The following is a 19,147-nucleotide window of genomic DNA, read 5'->3' on the forward strand; positions in this document are numbered from 1 at the left end:
TGGGATGAAATGAAGCGTGTACTTATCGTTGGGGCAGGTAAAGGCGGTAGTATTCTGTTAAACATACTATATCAAGCTAAACAGATGGACATCGTAGCAGTAATTGATGTTAATAAAGAAGCTAAAGGATTAGAGCTCGCGAAAAAGTATGGTATTGAGATAGGTTATGATTGGAAAAAATGGATTGATAAAGAAATAGATATTATTATAGAAGCAACAGGTAATGAACAGACCCTGGGTGAGATAGTGGAGAAGCGAAAAAGGACCACGGTCGTCATCCCGGGAAGTGTCGCATACATAATTTCTGAGCTTTTTAACGAAAAAGAAGCCTTATTAGAACAGATAAAATTGCAAATGAACAATCAACATCTTATATTAAATAACATTCGAGATGGAATGATTGTTGTTAATAATCAAGGTGTCGTTCAATTTTTAAATAAAAGTGCTGAACAAATTGTTGGATTACCCAAAAACCAAGTAGAAGGAAAATATATACAGTCTGTCATACCTAATACACGCTTACCAAAGATTCTTCGTAATAAGCGTAAAGAGGTCAATCAGAAGTTGATTCTTGATAATGAAAAACAAATTATTACTACAAGAATTCCTGTTATCGACGCAGATCAAAATTTAATTGGTGCATTTGCTGTTTTTAAAGATATAACAGAGGTAGTAAACCTTGCAGAGGAAAATACTGATTTAAAAGAAATTAAAACAATGTTAGAGGCAATTATTCAGTCATCTGACGAAGCAATTAGTGTTGTGGACGAAAACGGAATTGGATTGATGATTAATCCAGCATATACCCGGATAACTGGATTGAAAGAAGCTGATATTATCGGAGAGCCAGCAACTGTTGATATTTCAGAAGGGGAAAGCATGCATCTAAAGGTGCTTCAAACCCGCCGAGCGGTCAGAGGTGTAAGAATGAAAGTTGGCCCAGGACGGAAGGATGTTTATGTAAACGTCGCACCAATTATTGTGGATGGAAAGATTAAGGGCAGTGTCGGTGTATTACATGATGTTTCAGAAATTCAATCACTAACTAGTGAGTTAAAACGGGCAAGACAAATCATTCGTAATCTTGAAGCGAGATACACGTTTCGTGATATTCTTGGAAGCTCAGTTGAAATGAAACTGGCTTTAGAACAAGCAAAAGTAGGAGCAAAAACTCCTGCAACTGTATTGTTAAGAGGTGAGTCAGGTACAGGGAAGGAATTGTTTGCGCACGCTATTCATAATGAGAGTGATAGGAAGCATAATAAATTTATCAGAGTAAATTGTGCGGCTATTGCAGAATCGATTTTGGAAAGTGAGTTATTTGGTTACGAAGAAGGTGCATTTTCAGGTGCAAAGCATGGTGGGAAAAAAGGATATTTTGAAGAGGCAAATAATGGGAGTATCTTTCTAGATGAAATAGGGGAACTATCGTTAAATATGCAGGCGAAATTGTTGCGTGTTTTGCAAGAACAGGAGATTGTAAGGGTTGGTGGTACAGAACCTATTAACATAAACGTCCGGATCATTGCAGCCACTAATGTAAATCTCGAAAAAGCTATCATCCAAAAATCTTTTCGAGAAGACCTGTATTATCGACTGAACCGTCTCCCTATTTACATCCCAAGCCTAAAGGATAGGTTAACAGACCTTCCAACACTTGTTCAGCATATCATTTTCAAGATAAACGAGGATTACGGACGGAATGTTAAGTCAATCTCTGATCAAGCATTGAACAAATTAAAGAAATATCATTGGCCCGGAAATATTAGAGAATTAGATAACGTAATTGGACGTGCCATGATTTATATGGATATGTCCCAAGAGGTGATAGAAGCAGCTGATCTTCCTGAACTTCAGCTTGATCGGATAGAAACAGATTCCCGGAATTTTCGACCTAAGCAAGGGCAACCACTACAAGAGGCAACTGAAAAGTTTGAGCGAACGTATATTTATGAAACGTACAAGCAAAACAATTTTAATAAAACAAAAACAGCAAAGGATTTGAAAATTTCCATTCGTAACCTTTATTACAAAATGGAGAAGTATAAGATTGAAAAAAATGACATGCAATAACTTGCATATTTGCATACTTTCGTATAATCTGAATGCTGTTTTTACGGGCTAATGACGTTTAACAAAGTTGGCATGAAATTTGCTACATATATAATGGGCAGACAGGAGGTCAATCATGGACACTTTAGAAAACTTAAAGTCGACTATTCTTAGTAATGAAGACAGAAAAACCGTATCTGTTGCAAATGCTGCAGATAGAGAAGTATTGCAAGCTGTACGTGATGCAATCGAACATGGGTTATGCTCCTTTATCCTTTTTGGTGCATCGGAGAATATAAAACAGGCAGCGGAAGAGATTGGTCTTAATTTAGAAAACGAATATGTAAAAATAAAAAATACTTCCACACCGGAGGATGCAGCTTTGGCTGCAGTCAAGGCTGTCTCTCAAAAAGAAGCGGATGTTTTAATGAAAGGGAATATCGCTACAAAAACATTATTAAAAGCAGTTTTAAACAAGGACTTTGGCCTTCGGACTGGAAACATCTTATCACATGTGGCGCTTTTTGAGGTGCCTGGACGAGATCGTTTAGTATTTTTAACAGATCCTGCGATGAATATTGCACCCAATCTGAAAGAGAAAACCGAAATTGTCAACAATGCTGTAGCAGTAGCAAGAGGCATTGGGGTGAAGGTTCCAAAGGTTGCTGTATTAGCTCCAGTTGAAACGGTAAACGAAGCAATGCAATCAACCATTGATGCAGCATTACTTACTCAAATGCAAAAACGCGGACAAATAAAGAATTGTATCGTGGATGGCCCATTAGCATTTGATAACGCCGTATCAGTTGAAGCCGCGGAACACAAGGGTATTGAGTCAGATGTTGCAGGGAATCCAGATATTTTGTTAGTACCGACGATTGATGTAGGTAATACGCTTTACAAATCATTTATCTATTTTGCCGGTGCGAAAGTAGCAGCGATTGTCAGTGGTGCAAAAGCACCTATTGTTTTACCATCAAGGTCTGATAATGCAGAGAGTAAGTTATATTCCCTGTCTTTAGCTTTAGCTACTTTAACTACTTTTTAGGAGGAATAAATTATGGAAATCTTTACTTACATGGAAAAATATGATTACGAACAACTTGTTTTTTGTCAGGATAAAAGCTCTGGATTAAAGGCAATTATTGCCATACATGACACAACCTTGGGCCCCGCACTTGGAGGAACGAGAATGTGGACCTACAAATCAGAATCTGAAGCAATTGAAGACGCGCTTCGCCTTGCAAAAGGCATGACATATAAAAATGCCGCTGCTGGATTAAATCTTGGAGGCGGAAAGACAGTTATTATTGGAGATCCAAAAAAAGATAAAAATCCAGAGATGTTCCGCGCATTTGGAAGATATATTCAAGGATTAAACGGACGCTATATTACGGCAGAGGATGTTGGTACAACGGTTCATGATATGGATCTAATCCATTTGGAGACAGATTTTGTTACGGGTATCTCACCTGAATCTGGTTCATCTGGTAACCCTTCACCTGTTACAGCATATGGCGTATATAAAGGAATGAAAGCTTCAGCTATGGAAGCCTATGGAAGTGACTCATTAGAAGGTAAAACAGTTGCTATCCAGGGAGTCGGGAATGTAGCCTATGCGCTCTGTGAATTTCTTCATGAAGAAGGCGCTAAGCTTATCGTGGCGGATATTAATAAACAATCTGTTGAGAGAGCTGTTGAGGCATTTGGCGCGACTGCAGTAGATCCTGAGGATATTTATGATGTAGAGTGTGATATTTATGCACCATGTGCATTAGGAGCAACAGTTAATGATGATACGATTAGCCGCATAAAAGCTAAGGTTATTGCTGGTTCAGCAAATAATCAGCTCAAATCTTCTAAACACGGTGACATAATTCATGAAAAAGGCATCGTCTATGCACCAGACTATGTGATAAATTCTGGTGGTGTTATTAATGTTGCAGATGAACTTGTTGGCTATAACCAAGAGCGAGCAATGAAGAAAGTTGAAACAATTTACGATAGTTTAACAAGGGTATATGAAATTTCTAGAAGAGATAATATTCCAACATATGTCGCTGCTGATCGTATGGCGGAAGAACGTATAGAAGCAAAAAGAAATTCAAGAAGTCAGTTTTTATTAAATGACCATCATATCCTAAGCAGAAGGTAATTATGTGTGCAATGGAGGTTAATACTTTGCAATCAACTTATAGAAATTTAGTCATTAATCCTGGCTCTACTTCTACTAAAATTGGTGTTTTCGATAATGACATTTGTGTTTTCGAGAAATCGATTCGTCATAGTGGGGAGGATCTTAGTCAATATCCGAACATAATGGATCAATATGATTTTAGAAAAAACGTCATCCTCGAGCAATTAGAATACGAAGGCATTAATATTTCTAAATTGAGCGCTGTATGTGGCAGAGGTGGTTTGTTACAGCCTATTGAAGGTGGAACATATGAAGTGAATGATATTATGCTACATGACCTGCAAACTGGTTATAATGGCGAACATGCTTCAAACCTTGGAGGAATTATTGCCAATGAAATTGCTAGTGGATTGAACATTCCTGCATTTATTGTTGACCCAGTGGTAGTAGATGAACTTGCTGACATCGCCCGCTATTCGGGCGTACCAGAAATACCAAGGAAAAGTATTTTCCATGCTTTAAACCAAAAAGCTGTTGCAAGAAAAGCTGCTCATGATGCAGAGAAAGCATATGAAGAGATGAGCTTGATCGTCACGCATATGGGCGGTGGTATTACCATAGGGGCTCATAAAGGTGGCAAAGTAATAGATGTAAACAACGGACTACATGGGGATGGCCCGTTCTCTCCGGAACGAGCGGGAACGGTTCCAGCAGGGGATCTCGTTTCACTATGCTTCTCTGGTGAATATTACGTTGATGAAATTATGAAAAAAATAGTAGGGCAAGGTGGCTTGATGGCATACCTTGAAACAAATGATGCAGTAGAGGTAGAAAAGCGAATTGAAGCTGGAGATACATACGCAGAAGAGGTGTATGAGGCGATGGCTTATCAAATTGCAAAGGAAATAGGTTCAATGGCTTCCGTACTTCAAGGCAGAGTGGATCTCATCGTCCTTACAGGCGGGTTGGCCTATGGCAAAACCTTTACCGAGATGATTATGAAACGGGTAAAGTGGATTGCTGATACGGTCGTATACCCCGGTGAGAATGAACTAGAGGCACTTAATGAAGGTGTTCTTCGTATACTCCGGGGGCAAGAAGAACCGAAAGTTTATCCTAATGATGACAAAGAGGAGCGATTCTTGTATGGCAAAAGAATATGATTTGGTCATTCTAGGTGGAGGGACTGGCGGTTATGTAGCTGCTATACGTGCCTCCCAACTTGGAATGCAAGTAGCTATAGTTGAAAAAGGAGAATTGGGTGGAACATGCTTACATAGAGGCTGTATTCCATCAAAAGCTCTTTTGAGAAGTGCAGAGGTATTTAGACAGACAAAAGAAGCTGCCGAGTATGGTGTTGAAACGAAGGATCCAAGTTTAAACTTTAATAAGGTCCAGGAGCGAAAGAATAAAATCGTGGATACATTGCATAAAGGTGTACAGGGACTAATGAAAAAAGGGAAAATAGATGTGTTCCAAGGATATGGCCGTATATTAGGTCCAAGTATTTTTTCTCCCATGCCTGGTACCATTTCCATTGAATATGCAAATGGAGATGAAAATACCATGATCGTCCCTAAAAATGTTCTCATCGCAACTGGTTCTAAACCTAAATCACTTCCGGGATTAGAGATGGATGGGAAGTTAATTATGAGCTCAGACGATGCTTTGAAAATGGAAACTCTTCCTGCGTCCATTCTCATTGTAGGAGGCGGCGTCATTGGAGTAGAATGGGCTTCTATGTTAACAGACTTTGGTGTAGATGTAACCGTTTTGGAATATGCAGAGCAAATTTTGCCAACAGAAGACAAGGCGATTGCCTTAGAGGTTGAAAAGCAATTGAAAAAAAGAGGCGTTACATTTGTTAAAGGAGCAAAGGTTCTTCCTGACAGTCTAGAAACTGGTGACAACATAACCATTTCTGCTGAAAAAGGTGAAGCGGTGGAATCCTACACTGCTGAAAAAATGCTTGTGTCAGTTGGTCGTGAAGCAAACACTACAAATATCGGAATAGAAAACACAGATATAGCAGTAGAAAAGGGTTTTATTAAAACAAATGCATTTTACCAAACAAAAGAGTCTCATATATATGCTATTGGTGATGTAATTGGTGGCATGCAACTAGCTCATGTTGCATCACATGAAGGGATAGTTGCTGTTGAGCATATGGCTGATGAAAACCCTCTTGCGTTAGAATATGATAATATTCCTTCTTGCATCTATTCAAGCCCTGAGGCGGCAAGTGTAGGTCTAAGCGAGAAACAGGCTACTGAAAAAGGGTATGAAGTAAAGGTTGGAAAGTTTCCTTTTAAAGCAATTGGTAAAGCTTTAGTTCACGGGGAATCAGAAGGCTTTGTCAAAATAGTCGCAGACAAGAAAACCGAAGACTTGCTTGGTATTCATATGGTTGGTCCGCATGTAACAGATCTTATCTCAGAAGCTGGACTTGCAAAAGTGTTGGATGCTACACCTTGGGAGCTTGGTCATACAGTTCATCCACACCCTACATTGTCAGAGATCGTAGGTGAAGCTGCTTTAGCAGTAGAAGGAAAGCAGATACATGGGTAAAAGATAGTTTAAATGAAAAAGGAGGCTATTAAATTGGGAAAAGAACGTCATGAAGCGTTAGGATTGACTGATGATCAAGTTATTGAAATGTTTAGAACCATGCTGCTTGCCAGAAAATTGGATGAGCGCATGTGGCTTTTAAACCGTGCCGGTAAAATTCCGTTTGTTATTTCATGTCAAGGACAGGAGGCAGCACAGGTAGGGGCTTCCTTTGCTCTAGACCGGGAAAAAGATTACACTGCACCTTATTATCGAGATATGGGTGTCGTTCTGGCATTCGGTATGACTGCGAAAGAATTGATGCTATCAGGTTTTGCAAAAGCAGAAGACCCTAACTCAGGCGGAAGGCAAATGCCTGGACATTTTGGGCAGAAAAAGAACAGGATTTTAAGTGGTTCATCCCCTGTAACTACCCAATTACCACATGCAGTCGGTGTGGCCCTTGCTGGTAAAATGGAGAAAAAGGACTTTGTTTCCTTTGTAACACTTGGCGAAGGGTCATCTAACCAGGGAGATTTCCATGAAGGATTAAACTTTGCAGGGGTACATAAACTCCCTGTTATTACAATGGTAGAAAACAATAAATATGCCATATCTGTTCCGATAGAAAAACAAATTGCGAGCAAAAACGTTTCTGACCGTGCGATTGGTTATGGGATGCCTGGAGTAACGGTTGACGGAAATGACCCGTTAGCTGTATATGAAGCTGTGAAAGAAGCAAGAGAAAGGGCGATCAATGGAGATGGCCCGACACTTATTGAAGCAGTTTCATACAGACTAACTGCACATTCAAGTGATGATGATGATCGACAGTATCGGGAAAGTGATGAAGTAGATGAAGCAAGGAAAAAAGATTCTATTATCACATTTGCTGCTTACTTAAAGGAAAATGGTGTGTTAAGTGATGAAGCGGAAAAAGAAATGATAGACGAAATTAACTCCATTGTTAATGAAGCAACTGACTATGCTGAGAACGCAGCATACGCTGAAGCGGAACATGCTTTAAAATATGTTTATGAAGAGTAGGGAGGGAATAGAAAAATGCCAGTAATGTCTTACATTCAAGCAGTTACAACTGCATTAAAAGAAGAAATGCAACGAGATGAAAAAGTTTTTGTTTTGGGGGAAGATGTCGGTAAAAAAGGCGGCGTATTCCGAGCAACAGATGGTCTTTATGATGAGTTTGGAGAAGCGCGCGTTCTTGATACGCCGCTTGCTGAGTCAGCTATAGCGGGTGTAGGTATTGGTGCAGCAATGTACGGAATGCGTCCTGTTGCAGAAATGCAATTCGCTGACTTTATTATGCCTGCAGTCAACCAAATTATTTCAGAAGCTGCAAAAATGCGCTACCGGTCTAATAATGACTGGAATGTGCCTATGACTATTCGCGCGCCATATGGTGGAGGAGTTCATGGAGCACTTTATCATTCCCAATCTATTGAAGCGGTTTTTGCTAATCAACCTGGGTTAAAGATTGTCATGCCATCCACCCCTTATGATGTGAAAGGATTGTTAAAAGCAGCTATTAGGGACAATGATCCCGTCCTTTTCTTAGAGCATAAAAGAGCTTACCGTTTACTTAAAGGCGAAGTTCCAGAAGATGACTATGTACTCCCAATCGGCAAAGCAGATGTGAAGCGAGAGGGTTCTGATATTACAGTTATTACGTATGGTTTATGTGTCCATTTTGCTCTACAAGCTGCTGAAAAGCTGGCAGAAGAAGGAATTGACGCTCATATTCTAGATTTGCGAACCGTGTATCCATTAGATAAAGAATCAATCATAGAGGCGGCTCAAAAAACGGGTAAAGTACTTCTTGTAACCGAAGACAATAAAGAAGGAAGTATTATTGGGGAAGTTGCAGCAATTGTCGCAGAAAATTGCTTATTCGATCTCGATGCGCCAATTAAGCGCCTTGCTGGCCCAGATGTCCCATCCATGCCATACGCACCGACAATGGAGAAATTTTTTATGATGAACCCGGATAAAGTAGAAAAAGCGATGCGAGAACTTGCGGAATTTTAAACTTGAAGGAGGATTGAATAATGGCTTCAGAAAAAATTAACATGCCTCAATTAGGGGAAAGTGTAACAGAAGGAACTATCAGTTCATGGCTAGTTCAAGTAGGCGACAAAGTAAATAAATATGACCCAATTGCAGAGGTACTTACAGATAAAGTGAATGCCGAAGTACCTTCTTCCTTTACTGGTACGATAAAGGAGCTTGTTGCAGAAGAAGGCCAAACCATAGCTGTCGGTGAACTAATGTGCTACATCGATACAGAAGACGGTGAAGGCGATACACAACCTACGAATAAAGAAACGGATGAGGCTCCAAAAGAAACTACAGAGCAACCGAATCAAGATCAATCCATGAAAAAACGTTATTCCCCTGCAGTGCTCCGCCTAGCACAAGAGAATGATATTGATCTTGACCAAGTTACTGGTTCTGGTCAAAAAGGTAGAATAACGCGGAAAGACATTGAAAACTACTTATCAAATGGAAAACCAAAAACTACAAGCAGTAATCAAGAAGTGTCTTCTAAGCCTTCTCAAGCTCAGTCAGAAACAGTTGTAGAAAAAGCTACTTCCTCCGCATCTGTTTCAGATGTGCAACAAGGAGATATTGAAATCCCTGTAACAGGGGTTCGTAAGGCAATTGCTCAAAATATGGTTCGGTCAAAACAGGAAATCCCACATGCTTGGATGACAGTAGAAGTGGATGTAACAGACCTAGTCACCTATCGAAGCAAAATTAAAGATGAATTTAAGCAGAAAGAAGGGTTCAGTCTTACATTTTTTGCTTTCTTTGTAAAAGCAGTAGCACAAGCATTGAAAGAATATCCACAGCTAAACAGTATGTGGGCTGGAGATAAAATTATTCAGAAAAAGGCAATTAACCTCTCGATAGCTGTTGCAAAAGATCAAGAATTATTTGTTCCAGTTATAAAAAATGCTGACGAAAAAAGCATTAAAGGAATTGCTAAAGATATTTCGGAACTTGCAGGTAAAGCGAGAAAAGGTAAATTAACAGGGGACGACATGAAAGGTGGTACATTTACGGTCAATAATACCGGTTCTTTTGGCTCAATTAGTTCAATGGGTGTCATTAACCATCCACAGGCCGCCATTTTACAAGTAGAATCGATCGTAAAGCGCCCAGTTATTGTCGACAATATGTTTGCAGCTAGAGATATGGTTAATCTATCTTTATCCCTTGACCATAGAGTATTAGATGGATTAGTTTGTGGACATTTCCTATCATATTTGAAAAAAGCCTTAGAAAATATGAATGAAAATACGATGAGTATTTACTAAACAAGATACCATTATATCTTAAACGTGTTAATAAATTGATAATTCAACTGAAACTTGGTATGCTGATTACAAGATTTGATAGAATTAATTTTACGTAAGGGGTTTGATGTCGTATGGATTTCAACATTTTTATGAATGATGTCGTCAATGCAGCACGTGAAGATATAACAGAAGCAGGATACGAAGAGCTGAAAACACCAGAAGATGTAGACCAAGCAATTGCCCGTAAAGGGACTACACTAGTTATGGTGAATTCGGTTTGTGGGTGTGCCGGTGGAGTAGCCCGACCAGCAGCAGCTAATTCAGTTCATTATGACAAACGACCAGACCATTTAGTTACCGTTTTTGCTGGTCAAGACAAAGAAGCTACAGAAAAAGCTCGCAGCTATTTTGAAGGCTATCCTCCTTCTTCACCTTCCTTTGCATTCTTGAAGGACGGAGAGATCGTAACCATGTTGGAAAGACATGATATAGAGGGACATAGCGCGATGGATGTCGTTGGCAGATTGCAATCCATATTCGAAGAACACTGTGAAGAAATCTAACGCAGACTTTGCTTAATATTCAAGTAAGGCTGCACATGAAAAGAGGCTGTCGCTATTCAATTAGGTCAGTCTCTTTTTTTTTACGTTTCATCTATTAAGAAAAAGTAAACAATGGATTATAAGAGAAGAGAGCGAGTAAAAGGAGTTATAAAAGTGAAGATAGGCTATAGAACAATAAAAACAGCAATTGGTACACCTCTCGCTATATCTATTGCTCAATTTCTTGGTTTAACAAACTTTGTTTCAGCAGGAATTTTAACTATTCTTTGTATTCAACCTTCAAGGAAACAATCTTTCCTTAGCGCTTGGAACCGTTTTTTAGCATGTGTTCTAGCGAGTGTATTTTCTCTAGTTTTTTTTGAAATACTTGGGTACCATCCAGTATCAGTAGGTTTAATGTTAGCTTTATTTATACCTACCACCGTCTATCTAAAAATCACACAAGGTATTGCTACAAGCTCGGTTATCATCCTAAATTTATACAGTGCTTCAGGAATTGATCTTGCTTTCTTAACAGATCAGTTTGTGTTAATTATTGTAGGGATCGGTACAGGACTTTTATTAAATTTATATATGCCAAGCTTGGATAAAAAGATAAAAAACAAGCAGGATCGAGTTGAAAGCAATTTCCAAACGATCCTTTATGAAGTAGCTCTATATGTACGTAACAATGAGATAAATTGGGACGGAAAGGAAATTACAGAGACTGAACAATTATTAGAGGAAGCTTTTGATTTAGTAGAGCGTGACAAGGAAAATCATCTACTGCGCAATAAGCACCCCTATAAGGACTACTTTTATATGCGAAAGCGCCAATTTGAACTATTGAAGAGGATGTTACCTCTCGTAACAAAATTACCAAATAAAATAACAATCTCTGAAAAAGTTGCTGTTTTCTTTGAAAGTTTATCAAAGGCTGTTCATCCAGGAAACACAGCTATATTGTACTTAGAAGAATTAAATAAATTACAGAAGGAATTTGATGAGGAAGACTTACCAGAAACGAGAGAGGAATTTGAAACACGCGCTAATTTGTTCCGTCTACTTCATGAAATAGAAAATTATCTTTTACTAAAACAGAAATTCAAAAAGAGCGATATCCAAAATAAAAAGGAAAGTAGGAAAGCTAAAGCATAGCACCCTAATTTTGAAAGGCCAACTAAGCACGACTTAGAATGAACCCGGCATGGCTAGGATCCTCTGTCAGTACTTATGAAATGAAATATAGACTACATTAAAAAAGACTGAAATCATTTCTGATTTCAGTCTTTAATCAATTATATAAACATCGCCAGCCCAGCAGTTAATGTGGAAAGCACCATTGCAATAATCATAATGTACACAATAAGTGTAGTTCTCTTTTGACGTTTTGATTTTCTTGAAGCCATGTTTTGTCCCCCTTTAAACCCATCTGTTATTTGTATTTTATCGTGAATAGTGAGTTTGGACAAGTATAATTGTGAAAAGAATGCAATCTTGCAAAAGATCTAGTTATTCTCCATAAATTAGTAGCATATGATTCTTCTTATAGTAAAGATGTGGTTATTAATTTGAGGGGGGAATTGTTTATGGAGCTTTTTTCAGATACTGCAATGAGTTTAGACAGCGCTTTGCTTCCTTTACCTAAAATTTCACATATTGGAATAGCAGTAAAATGTATTAAGATGGTATTGCCTTTTTATATAGAGAATTTTGGGTTGCGTATGGAAAGCTTAGAAATCGTTCCTTCAGAAGATGTTAAAGTTGCCATATTAGTAGCTGAAAATATTCAAATCGAGTTACTGGAGCCCAATAGTCCGGACTCACCGCTGGCAGCATATATAAACAAATATGGAGAGGGACTTCACCATATTGCATTTGAAACGGACAGTATTGAGAAGAAGCTTATGGATTTAAAAGCTAATGGCGTGTCTTTAGTCAATAATGTTGTTAAAGGTGGAGCTAGAAACAGTAAAATTATATTTATTCACCCTAAAGCAGGAAATGGAACGTTAATTGAAGTTTGTGAATATGTAGGTCGTGAAAATAATGAGCATATTTAAATACATAAAAGAACTAGCAAATAAACGAGAGGAAGTGGAGGCGGGTGGTGGAGAAGAACAAACTTCTAAACAACATGTAAAAGGGAAGTGGACAGCCAGAGAGCGGCTAAACTATTTACTAGATGAAGGTAGTTTTGTAGAGATACAGCCATTCTTAACTGAGCGAAAGAATACAGAAAATAAAGTATCACTTAATGGGGATGGTGTTGTAGGGGGCTATGGAAAGATAAACGGTAAACCCGTTTGTGTTTATGCGCAAGATTTTACTGTATATGGTGGATCATTAGGTGAAATGCAAGGGAAAAAGATAGCATCTATCTTAGATCTTGCTGGGAAAAATCGTTTCCCTTTTATTGGCTTGATTGATTCTGGTGGAGCACGTATCCAGGAAGGCGTTTCTTCTTTAGACAGTTATGGTCATATTTTTTATAGAAATGTGCTTTACTCTGGTATAATCCCACAGATTTCTGTCATAATGGGACCAAGTGCTGGAGGGGCAGTTTATTCACCAGCTCTGACAGATTTTATTGTAATGGTAGAAAAGACCTCTCAGATGTTTGTAACTGGTCCTAAGGTTATGCAGGAAGTAACAGGGGTACAAATCAATCCAGAGGAGCTAGGTGGTTCTGCAGTCCACAGTCAAAAAAGCGGAAATGCCCATATCGTGAAGGCGACTGAATCGGAAGCATTGGATGCAGTAAAAGATCTTTTAATGTTTTTTCCTCCTGATCACAATCCTGAGAAAGTAGTCATATCACCTCCTGATAAAACCGATGAACGTCCAAAGTTACTTGAATTAGTACCTGCTGATAGTAAGACAGCTTATGACATTAGACGAATAATCGAGCAAATAGTAGATATTGATTCTTTCATAGAAATCCATGAAAAATTTGCGAAGAATGTGGTTGTTGGGTTTGCAAAATTGAAAGGTAGTACTGTTGGCCTGGTGTGTAACCAACCCAAGTATAGAGCTGGTGGCTTAGACATTGATGCCAGTGATAAGATAGCTCGTTTTATACGATTCTGTGATTGTTTCCATATTTCTATCATTACATTAGAGGACGTAACTGGTTTTCTTCCTGGAGTAAGGCAAGAACATGAAGGTATTATTAGGCATGGTGCGAAAATCGTGTATGCCTATGCCGAAGCAACTGTACCAAAGATCACCGTTATTTTGCGAAAGGCTTATGGTGGTGCATATGTGGCTCTTAATAGTAAAGCGTTAGGTGCAGATATGGTCTTTGCTTGGCCCCAGGCTGAAATAGCTGTCATGGGGCCAGAAGGTGCTGTTAGTATATTAAACAATGAAGAAATAAAGATCGGTTCTAATCCACAGGAAGCAAGGGAAGAAATGATAAAAGCTTATCGAGAAAAGCATGCAAATCCTTATACGGCTGCAGCGTTAGGGATGGTCGATGATGTAATATTTCCAGATCAAACACGCATAAAACTTATTCAGTCATTGGAAATCATGTATAATAAACAAGAGGAAAGACCTAAGAAAAAACATGGTAACATACCATTATGACATTATTGGAGGATTTAAATTTATGACAGTAAATCAAGAAAGATTAATCAATGAATTTTTTGAGCTTGTGAAGATTGACTCAGAAACCAAATATGAAACAGAAATCGCTCGTGTTTTAAAGCAAAAGTTTTCTGAACTTGGTGTGGAAGTAGTGGAAGATGACACTACAGCTGAGACTGGTCATGGAGCTGGAAATCTAATCTGTACCTTGAAGGGAAAGAAGACAGGAGTAGATCCAATTTATTTTACTTCTCATATGGATACAGTAGTACCAGGGAAGGGAATTAAACCTTCGATCGAAGGTGACTATATTGTTTCGGATGGAACAACAATTCTTGGAGCTGACGATAAAGCAGGCTTAGCTGCCATGTTAGAGGCAATTCGCATACTTAAAGAGAACAATACAGAACATGGTGATATTCAATTTATTATTACAGTGGGTGAGGAATCGGGCTTAGTCGGAGCTAAAGCCTTGAACCCAGAGCATATTGTTGCAAAATATGGCTATGCGCTTGATAGCAATGGTGATGTAGGTGATATTATTGTTGCCGCTCCTACTCAAGCTAAGGTGTTTGCCGTAATTAAAGGAAAAACAGCACATGCCGGTGTAGCACCTGAAAAAGGTGTTTCTGCAATCACATTAGCATCGAAGGCAATTGCAAAAATGCCATTAGGAAGAATTGATAAAGAGACGACAGCAAATATAGGTAGATTCGAAGGTGGCAAACAGACTAACATTGTAGTTGATCATGTTGAAATTCTTGCTGAAGCAAGATCGCTTGTGCCAGAGAAAATGGAAGCACAAGTTGCAAAAATGAAAGAAGCGTTCGAACAAACAGCCCAGGAGTTTGGTGGTTCGGCTGAAGTTCAAATTAAGGTTATGTATCCAGGATTTAAGCAAGAAGCAGGGGACCAAGTGGTAGAAGTAGCTCGACGTGCAGCTAAAACTATAGGACGCGAAAGCAAGCTTTTACAAAGCGGTGGTGGAAGTGACGCCAATGTAATCGCTGGTCATGGAGTGCCTACCGTAAATCTTGCAGTTGGATACGAAGAGATCCATACAACTAACGAACGAATTCCGGTAGCAGAACTTGTAAAAATTACGGAGCTAGTAGGCTCCATTATTACAGAAGCAGCTAAAGAAGTGTAATAGAGTAGAATAGAAAGAGCTATGAAATACGGAAATCTTATTAAATCTTGATAGAGAAACTCTTTTTAAGGAGAGACCTTAGGAGGGTTTCTCTTTTCTCACTTTCATACCTTATTAGCGTTTCAATCACGTGTTCTTCATATGTTATAATAAGGACTAGATAAAAAAAGGGTGTATGAAATTGACAGCAATTAATCCTCAAAAAGGAAGGGTTATTTTCCATATTGATATGAACTGTTTCTATGCGTCTGTAGAGGCGGCGTATAACACTGCTCTAAAAGGAAAACCTTTGGCTATCGCAGGAAACCCGGAGGAACGCAAAGGGATTGTAGTGACAAGCAGTTATGAAGCGCGTAAAAAGGGTGTAAAAACTACCATGACGATTTGGCAAGCGAAGAAAAACTGTCCAGAACTCATTATTATGCCACCGAATTTTGAGCGATATCGAGCAGCTTCTAGAGAGCTATTTCGTATACTGTCTGAAATTACGCCAGATGTTCAGCCCGTCTCTATTGATGAAGGGTATATGGATATAACAAATGTAAACAGTGAACTTTCACCGTTAGATTTGGCAGATGAGCTACAAAAAAGAATCCTTGATGAATTAGACTTACCTTGTAGTATTGGAATTGCGCCTAATAAATTTCTAGCTAAAATGGCTTCCGATATGAAGAAACCACTTGGCATAACCGTTTTAAGAAAGAGAGAGTTGCACTTAACATTGTGGCCTCTTCCCATCGGAGAGATGTATGGTGTAGGAGAAAAGACTGCAGCGAAATTGGTAGAAAAAGGAATCGAAACGATCGGTGATTTGGCAAATTATGATGCTTATGAATTAAAACAAATGTTAGGTATTAATGGAGAAAGACTAAAAAACAGAGCCAATGGGATTGATAATAGACCGGTAGACCCTGAAGCAATATTTGAATTTAAAAGTATTGGCAGCTCTCAGACTTTACCCTTTGATACGGTTGATGAACAGGAGATTAGAAAACTTATAGCGGTTCTGTCAGAAAACGTAGAACGAAGAATGGGGCGAAAAAATGCAGCTGGTCAGAGTATTCAAATTATGATTAGATACCAAGACCGCAAAACGATTACACGAAGTAAAAAGCTTTATCGATATATTGACGCCAAAGATGAAATAATGCATGAAGCCGAAGAGCTATTTCATAAGCATTGGAATCAGGAACCTGTTCGATTGCTTGGTATTACAGTACAAGATGTGGAAGTGAAAAAGAATATAGCAACTCAATTGGATTTATTTACTTATGAAAGAGAAGCAGAAAAAGAAAAATTATATCAAGCAATAGAAGGGTTATCAGAGAAATATGGCAAGGATGTATTTAAAAAACTAGATGCTGTTAATGACGATGATCAACCAAGAACTAGCTTTCAAAAAGACTTTCTAGATGACTATAAAAAATAAGCTCTCATTTTTCGTTATATGAAAAAATGAGAGCTTATTTATTGTATAGAGCTTGATCGCTTTATTTCATAACACGTTTGATTACGGCTTTTCCAATCTTACTGCCAGGGTAACGAAACGGAACATCAAATTTAGTGGATTGCTTTAAAATACTTTTCTGGTGAGAAAATGTTTCAAAGCTAGATTTACCATGATATTGACCCATTCCACTATTTCCCACACCACCAAATGGCAAATGAGGATTCGCTAAATGGAAGATAGTATCATTTATACTGCCACCACCAAAGGAAAGGTATTGAATAACTTGCTCTTGTGTCTTTATATTTTCCCCGAAATAATATAAGGCCAATGGCTTTTCTTGTTTGCGAATCATTTCAACTGCTTCTTCTACATTTGTAAAAGTAAGTACAGGCAACACTGGTCCAAATATTTCATCCTGCATGACGCGATCATTCCATGATATTTTATCAAGTATGGTTGGTTCAATCATAAGCGATTGTCTGTCTGTATTTCCACCATGGAGCAGGGTACCATCTGATAAATAGCTTAATATGCGGTCGAAATGTGTCTCATTAATAATTCTTGTGAAATCAGGGTTATTTAATGGTTCTTTTCCGTAAAAGGACTTAATATATTTTTTCATTGCTTTCAATAGCTTAAACTTCACTTTTTCATGAACATAGAGGTAATCAGGTGCAACACAAGTTTGTCCAGCATTTGTAAATTTCCCCCATACAATTCGTTTTGCTGCTAAGTTGATATTTGCATCTTTATCTACAATAGCGGGGCTTTTACCACCTAGTTCCAATGTGACTGGAGTAAGATGTGCGCTAGCCTGCTTCATAACGATTTTGCCGACTTCTGTACTTCCAGTAAAGAAAATATAGTCAAAACGCTGACGAAGCAGTTCTTGATTTGTTTCTTTTTCTCCTTCAATTACAGTGATATAGGAAGGGTCAAATGTTTGTTTTATCATACTTGCCAATAGGGAGGAAGTTGAACTTGCGTGTTCAGATGGTTTTATAACAACACAATTCCCAGCAGCTATAGCTCCAATTGCTGGAGCAATAGCTAGTTGGAGTGGGTAGTTCCACGGCGAGATTATTAAACTTACCCCATAAGGTTCGCTTATAATATAGTTCTTTGTTCCTTTATGCGTAATAGGAGCTGTCACTTTCCTTGGCTCCATCCAATTTATTAAGTTTTTTAATGTGAAATCAATTTCGGAATAGAGAAAACCAAGTTCCGTTGTGTAAGCTTCTTGTTCAGACTTATTTAAATCCTCTTTTAACGCCTGGTAGACCTCTTTCTCATGCCTCTTCAACATTTTCTTCAACTTCTCTAGTGAGGCTTTACGAGTTTGATAGTCTCTCGTATTTCCATTTAAATAAAAAGCTCGTTGATCTTCGATTATTTGATTTATAGTAGCGATGTTGATCTCCCCCTTATGAGTTTACACCGATGTCCATTTTATAAAAGTCTGTAGCGAGCACTGTATTCTGAAAGATTTGCTTCGCCTCTTGAAGTAAGCGGTCATTCTCTTCTTTTTGGTATCTGGAAGAGATATGTGTCATGACCAATTTCTTTACATTTGCTTCTAATGCAGCATTAGCTGCTTGTGTGGTGGTGGAATGAAAGTAATCCCACGCCATTTGTGCCTTATCTCTATCAAAGGTTGTTTCATGAACGAGTACGTTAGCATCTTTAATGAAATCGTGATGTGAAGATAGAGCACGTGTATCTCCAAGTATAGCCAGAACTCTTCCTGGCTTATTTGGCCCAATGAAGTCTCTCCTATTTATTTGCAGTCCATCATCGGTCTCTACATATTCATTTTCTTTAATCTTGCGATAAAGGGGACCTGGGGGAATGCCTATTTGTTTTAGCTGTTCCACAAGAAGTTCTCCAGGTTTATCTTTTTCTACAATACGATATCCATAGCTAGTAATGCCATGATCAAGTTTTTTTGCATAAACAGTAAACTGATCATCTTCGACTACTTTTCCCTCTGTAATTTCATTAATAATGATAGGATACCGAAGGTGGGTGCCGCTAACCTTCAAAGAAATATCAATATAATCTTTTAAACCTTCAGGTCCGTAAAGAATGACTTCATCTTCGCCGCCTTGAAAAGATCTACTACTTAAAAGACCTGGTAATCCAAATATGTGGTCACCATGTAGGTGGGTAATAAAGATCTTATTAATTTTTCTAGGTTTAATTGATGTATTTAAAATTTGATGTTGAGTTGCTTCACCACAATCAAAGAGCCACACACTGTTTTGCTCTTGGAGTAATGTTAAAGCGACGGATGATACATTTCGCTCCTTTGAAGGAACACCTGCACCAGTCCCAAGAAAAACGAGTTCCATAATTTTA

Annotated in this window: 17 protein-coding genes; 14 read left to right on the forward strand and 3 right to left on the reverse strand. The window is 38.4% G+C overall.

The features are described 5' to 3' along the window. Window positions 1-9: 9 nt before the first annotated feature. The 10 genes from BN985_RS10985 (at window position 10) to BN985_RS11030 (ending at window position 11,756) form a co-directional block, all read left to right on the forward strand. Window positions 10-2,073, forward strand: a complete 2,064-nt coding sequence (locus tag BN985_RS10985; protein WP_042223504.1) for a sigma 54-interacting transcriptional regulator — start codon at window positions 10-12, stop codon at window positions 2,071-2,073. 115 nt (window positions 2,074-2,188) lie between these two features. Then, window positions 2,189-3,100, forward strand: coding sequence for a phosphate butyryltransferase (yqiS, locus tag BN985_RS10990; RefSeq protein ID WP_042223505.1), 912 nt, complete (start codon window positions 2,189-2,191; stop codon window positions 3,098-3,100). Between the two features lie 12 nt (window positions 3,101-3,112). Beyond that, window positions 3,113-4,207, forward strand: a complete 1,095-nt coding sequence (gene bcd, locus BN985_RS10995) for a branched-chain amino acid dehydrogenase (protein WP_042223506.1) — start codon at window positions 3,113-3,115, stop codon at window positions 4,205-4,207. An 11-nt stretch (window positions 4,208-4,218) separates the two neighbouring features. Next, a complete protein-coding gene (buk, locus tag BN985_RS11000) occupies window positions 4,219-5,352 on the forward strand; it encodes a butyrate kinase (RefSeq protein WP_042224073.1) in 1,134 nt (377 codons plus the stop codon). Continuing rightward, window positions 5,336-6,757: a dihydrolipoyl dehydrogenase gene (lpdA, locus tag BN985_RS11005; protein WP_042223507.1), complete on the forward strand. Its 1,422-nt coding sequence runs from the start codon at window positions 5,336-5,338 to the stop codon at window positions 6,755-6,757. The genes buk and lpdA overlap by 17 nt, the downstream gene beginning before the upstream one ends. Window positions 6,758-6,769: 12 nt before the next feature. Continuing rightward, window positions 6,770-7,783, forward strand: a complete 1,014-nt coding sequence (locus BN985_RS11010; protein ID WP_042223508.1) for a thiamine pyrophosphate-dependent dehydrogenase E1 component subunit alpha — start codon at window positions 6,770-6,772, stop codon at window positions 7,781-7,783. A gap of 15 nt (window positions 7,784-7,798) precedes the next feature. Continuing rightward, complete coding sequence (locus BN985_RS11015; protein ID WP_042223509.1) at window positions 7,799-8,782, forward strand: alpha-ketoacid dehydrogenase subunit beta; 984 nt, start codon at window positions 7,799-7,801, stop codon at window positions 8,780-8,782. A 20-nt stretch (window positions 8,783-8,802) separates the two neighbouring features. After that, window positions 8,803-10,074, forward strand: a complete 1,272-nt coding sequence (locus BN985_RS11020) for a dihydrolipoamide acetyltransferase family protein (protein WP_042223510.1) — start codon at window positions 8,803-8,805, stop codon at window positions 10,072-10,074. A gap of 113 nt (window positions 10,075-10,187) precedes the next feature. Next, window positions 10,188-10,619: a BrxA/BrxB family bacilliredoxin gene (locus BN985_RS11025; protein ID WP_042223511.1), complete on the forward strand. Its 432-nt coding sequence runs from the start codon at window positions 10,188-10,190 to the stop codon at window positions 10,617-10,619. Window positions 10,620-10,772: 153 nt separating this feature from the next. Then, on the forward strand, window positions 10,773-11,756 hold the full coding sequence (locus tag BN985_RS11030; protein ID WP_084157530.1) for an aromatic acid exporter family protein: 984 nt from the start codon (window positions 10,773-10,775) through the stop codon (window positions 11,754-11,756). Between the two features lie 140 nt (window positions 11,757-11,896). On the opposite strand, the gene prli42 is transcribed toward BN985_RS11030, so the two are convergent. Then, the gene (gene prli42 / locus BN985_RS19040; RefSeq protein WP_156960123.1) at window positions 11,897-12,007 is read right to left on the reverse strand and encodes a stressosome-associated protein Prli42; all 111 of its coding nucleotides are present in this window, start codon (window positions 12,005-12,007) and stop codon (window positions 11,897-11,899) included. Window positions 12,008-12,187: 180 nt separating this feature from the next. Here prli42 and mce point away from each other — a divergent pair, with 180 nt between their 5' ends. The 4 genes from mce to BN985_RS11050 all read left to right on the forward strand — a co-directional run bounded on the left by mce (window position 12,188) and on the right by BN985_RS11050 (window position 16,768). Next, entirely contained in the window at window positions 12,188-12,661 is a 474-nt protein-coding gene (mce, locus tag BN985_RS11035; RefSeq protein ID WP_232225583.1) for a methylmalonyl-CoA epimerase, read from the forward strand. Beyond that, a complete protein-coding gene (locus BN985_RS11040) occupies window positions 12,648-14,189 on the forward strand; it encodes an acyl-CoA carboxylase subunit beta (RefSeq protein WP_042223513.1) in 1,542 nt (513 codons plus the stop codon). Before mce ends, BN985_RS11040 begins: the two co-directional genes overlap by 14 nt. 22 nt (window positions 14,190-14,211) lie before the next feature. Then, window positions 14,212-15,339 carry a M20/M25/M40 family metallo-hydrolase gene (locus BN985_RS11045; RefSeq protein WP_042223514.1) on the forward strand — a complete coding sequence of 376 codons (1,128 nt, stop codon included), beginning with the start codon at window positions 14,212-14,214 and terminating at the stop codon, window positions 15,337-15,339. Window positions 15,340-15,514: 175 nt separating this feature from the next. After that, window positions 15,515-16,768, forward strand: a complete 1,254-nt coding sequence (locus tag BN985_RS11050; RefSeq protein WP_042223515.1) for a DNA polymerase IV — start codon at window positions 15,515-15,517, stop codon at window positions 16,766-16,768. A 61-nt stretch (window positions 16,769-16,829) separates the two neighbouring features. On the opposite strand, the gene BN985_RS11055 is transcribed toward BN985_RS11050, so the two are convergent. Further along, window positions 16,830-18,200, reverse strand: a complete 1,371-nt coding sequence (locus BN985_RS11055) for an aldehyde dehydrogenase (RefSeq protein ID WP_156960124.1) — start codon at window positions 18,198-18,200, stop codon at window positions 16,830-16,832. Between the two features lie 13 nt (window positions 18,201-18,213). Beyond that, complete coding sequence (rnz, locus tag BN985_RS11060; RefSeq protein ID WP_042223517.1) at window positions 18,214-19,140, reverse strand: ribonuclease Z; 927 nt, start codon at window positions 19,138-19,140, stop codon at window positions 18,214-18,216. Window positions 19,141-19,147 lie beyond the last annotated feature (7 nt).

This window comes from Oceanobacillus manasiensis, from assembly GCF_000724085.1.
Taxonomy (GTDB): Bacteria; Bacillota; Bacilli; order Bacillales; family Amphibacillaceae; genus Oceanobacillus_B; species Oceanobacillus_B manasiensis.

Bases quoted from the DNA above. Each gene is read 5' to 3' on its own strand.
- BN985_RS10985 (WP_042223504.1), top strand. From the start codon at position 10: ATGAAGCGTGTACTTATCGTTGGGGCAGGTAAAGGCGGTAGTATTCTG.
- yqiS (WP_042223505.1), top strand. From the start codon at position 2,189: ATGGACACTTTAGAAAACTTAAAGTCGACTATTCTTAGTAATGAAGAC.
- bcd (WP_042223506.1), top strand. From the start codon at position 3,113: ATGGAAATCTTTACTTACATGGAAAAATATGATTACGAACAACTTGTT.
- buk (WP_042224073.1), top strand. From the start codon at position 4,219: ATGGAGGTTAATACTTTGCAATCAACTTATAGAAATTTAGTCATTAAT.
- lpdA (WP_042223507.1), top strand. From the start codon at position 5,336: ATGGCAAAAGAATATGATTTGGTCATTCTAGGTGGAGGGACTGGCGGT.
- BN985_RS11010 (WP_042223508.1), top strand. From the start codon at position 6,770: ATGAAAAAGGAGGCTATTAAATTGGGAAAAGAACGTCATGAAGCGTTA.
- BN985_RS11015 (WP_042223509.1), top strand. From the start codon at position 7,799: ATGCCAGTAATGTCTTACATTCAAGCAGTTACAACTGCATTAAAAGAA.
- BN985_RS11020 (WP_042223510.1), top strand. From the start codon at position 8,803: ATGGCTTCAGAAAAAATTAACATGCCTCAATTAGGGGAAAGTGTAACA.
- BN985_RS11025 (WP_042223511.1), top strand. From the start codon at position 10,188: ATGGATTTCAACATTTTTATGAATGATGTCGTCAATGCAGCACGTGAA.
- prli42 (WP_156960123.1), bottom strand. From the start codon at position 12,007: ATGGCTTCAAGAAAATCAAAACGTCAAAAGAGAACTACACTTATTGTG.
- mce (WP_232225583.1), top strand. From the start codon at position 12,188: ATGGAGCTTTTTTCAGATACTGCAATGAGTTTAGACAGCGCTTTGCTT.
- BN985_RS11040 (WP_042223513.1), top strand. From the start codon at position 12,648: ATGAGCATATTTAAATACATAAAAGAACTAGCAAATAAACGAGAGGAA.
- BN985_RS11045 (WP_042223514.1), top strand. From the start codon at position 14,212: ATGACAGTAAATCAAGAAAGATTAATCAATGAATTTTTTGAGCTTGTG.
- BN985_RS11050 (WP_042223515.1), top strand. From the start codon at position 15,515: ATGAAATTGACAGCAATTAATCCTCAAAAAGGAAGGGTTATTTTCCAT.
- rnz (WP_042223517.1), bottom strand. From the start codon at position 19,140: ATGGAACTCGTTTTTCTTGGGACTGGTGCAGGTGTTCCTTCAAAGGAG.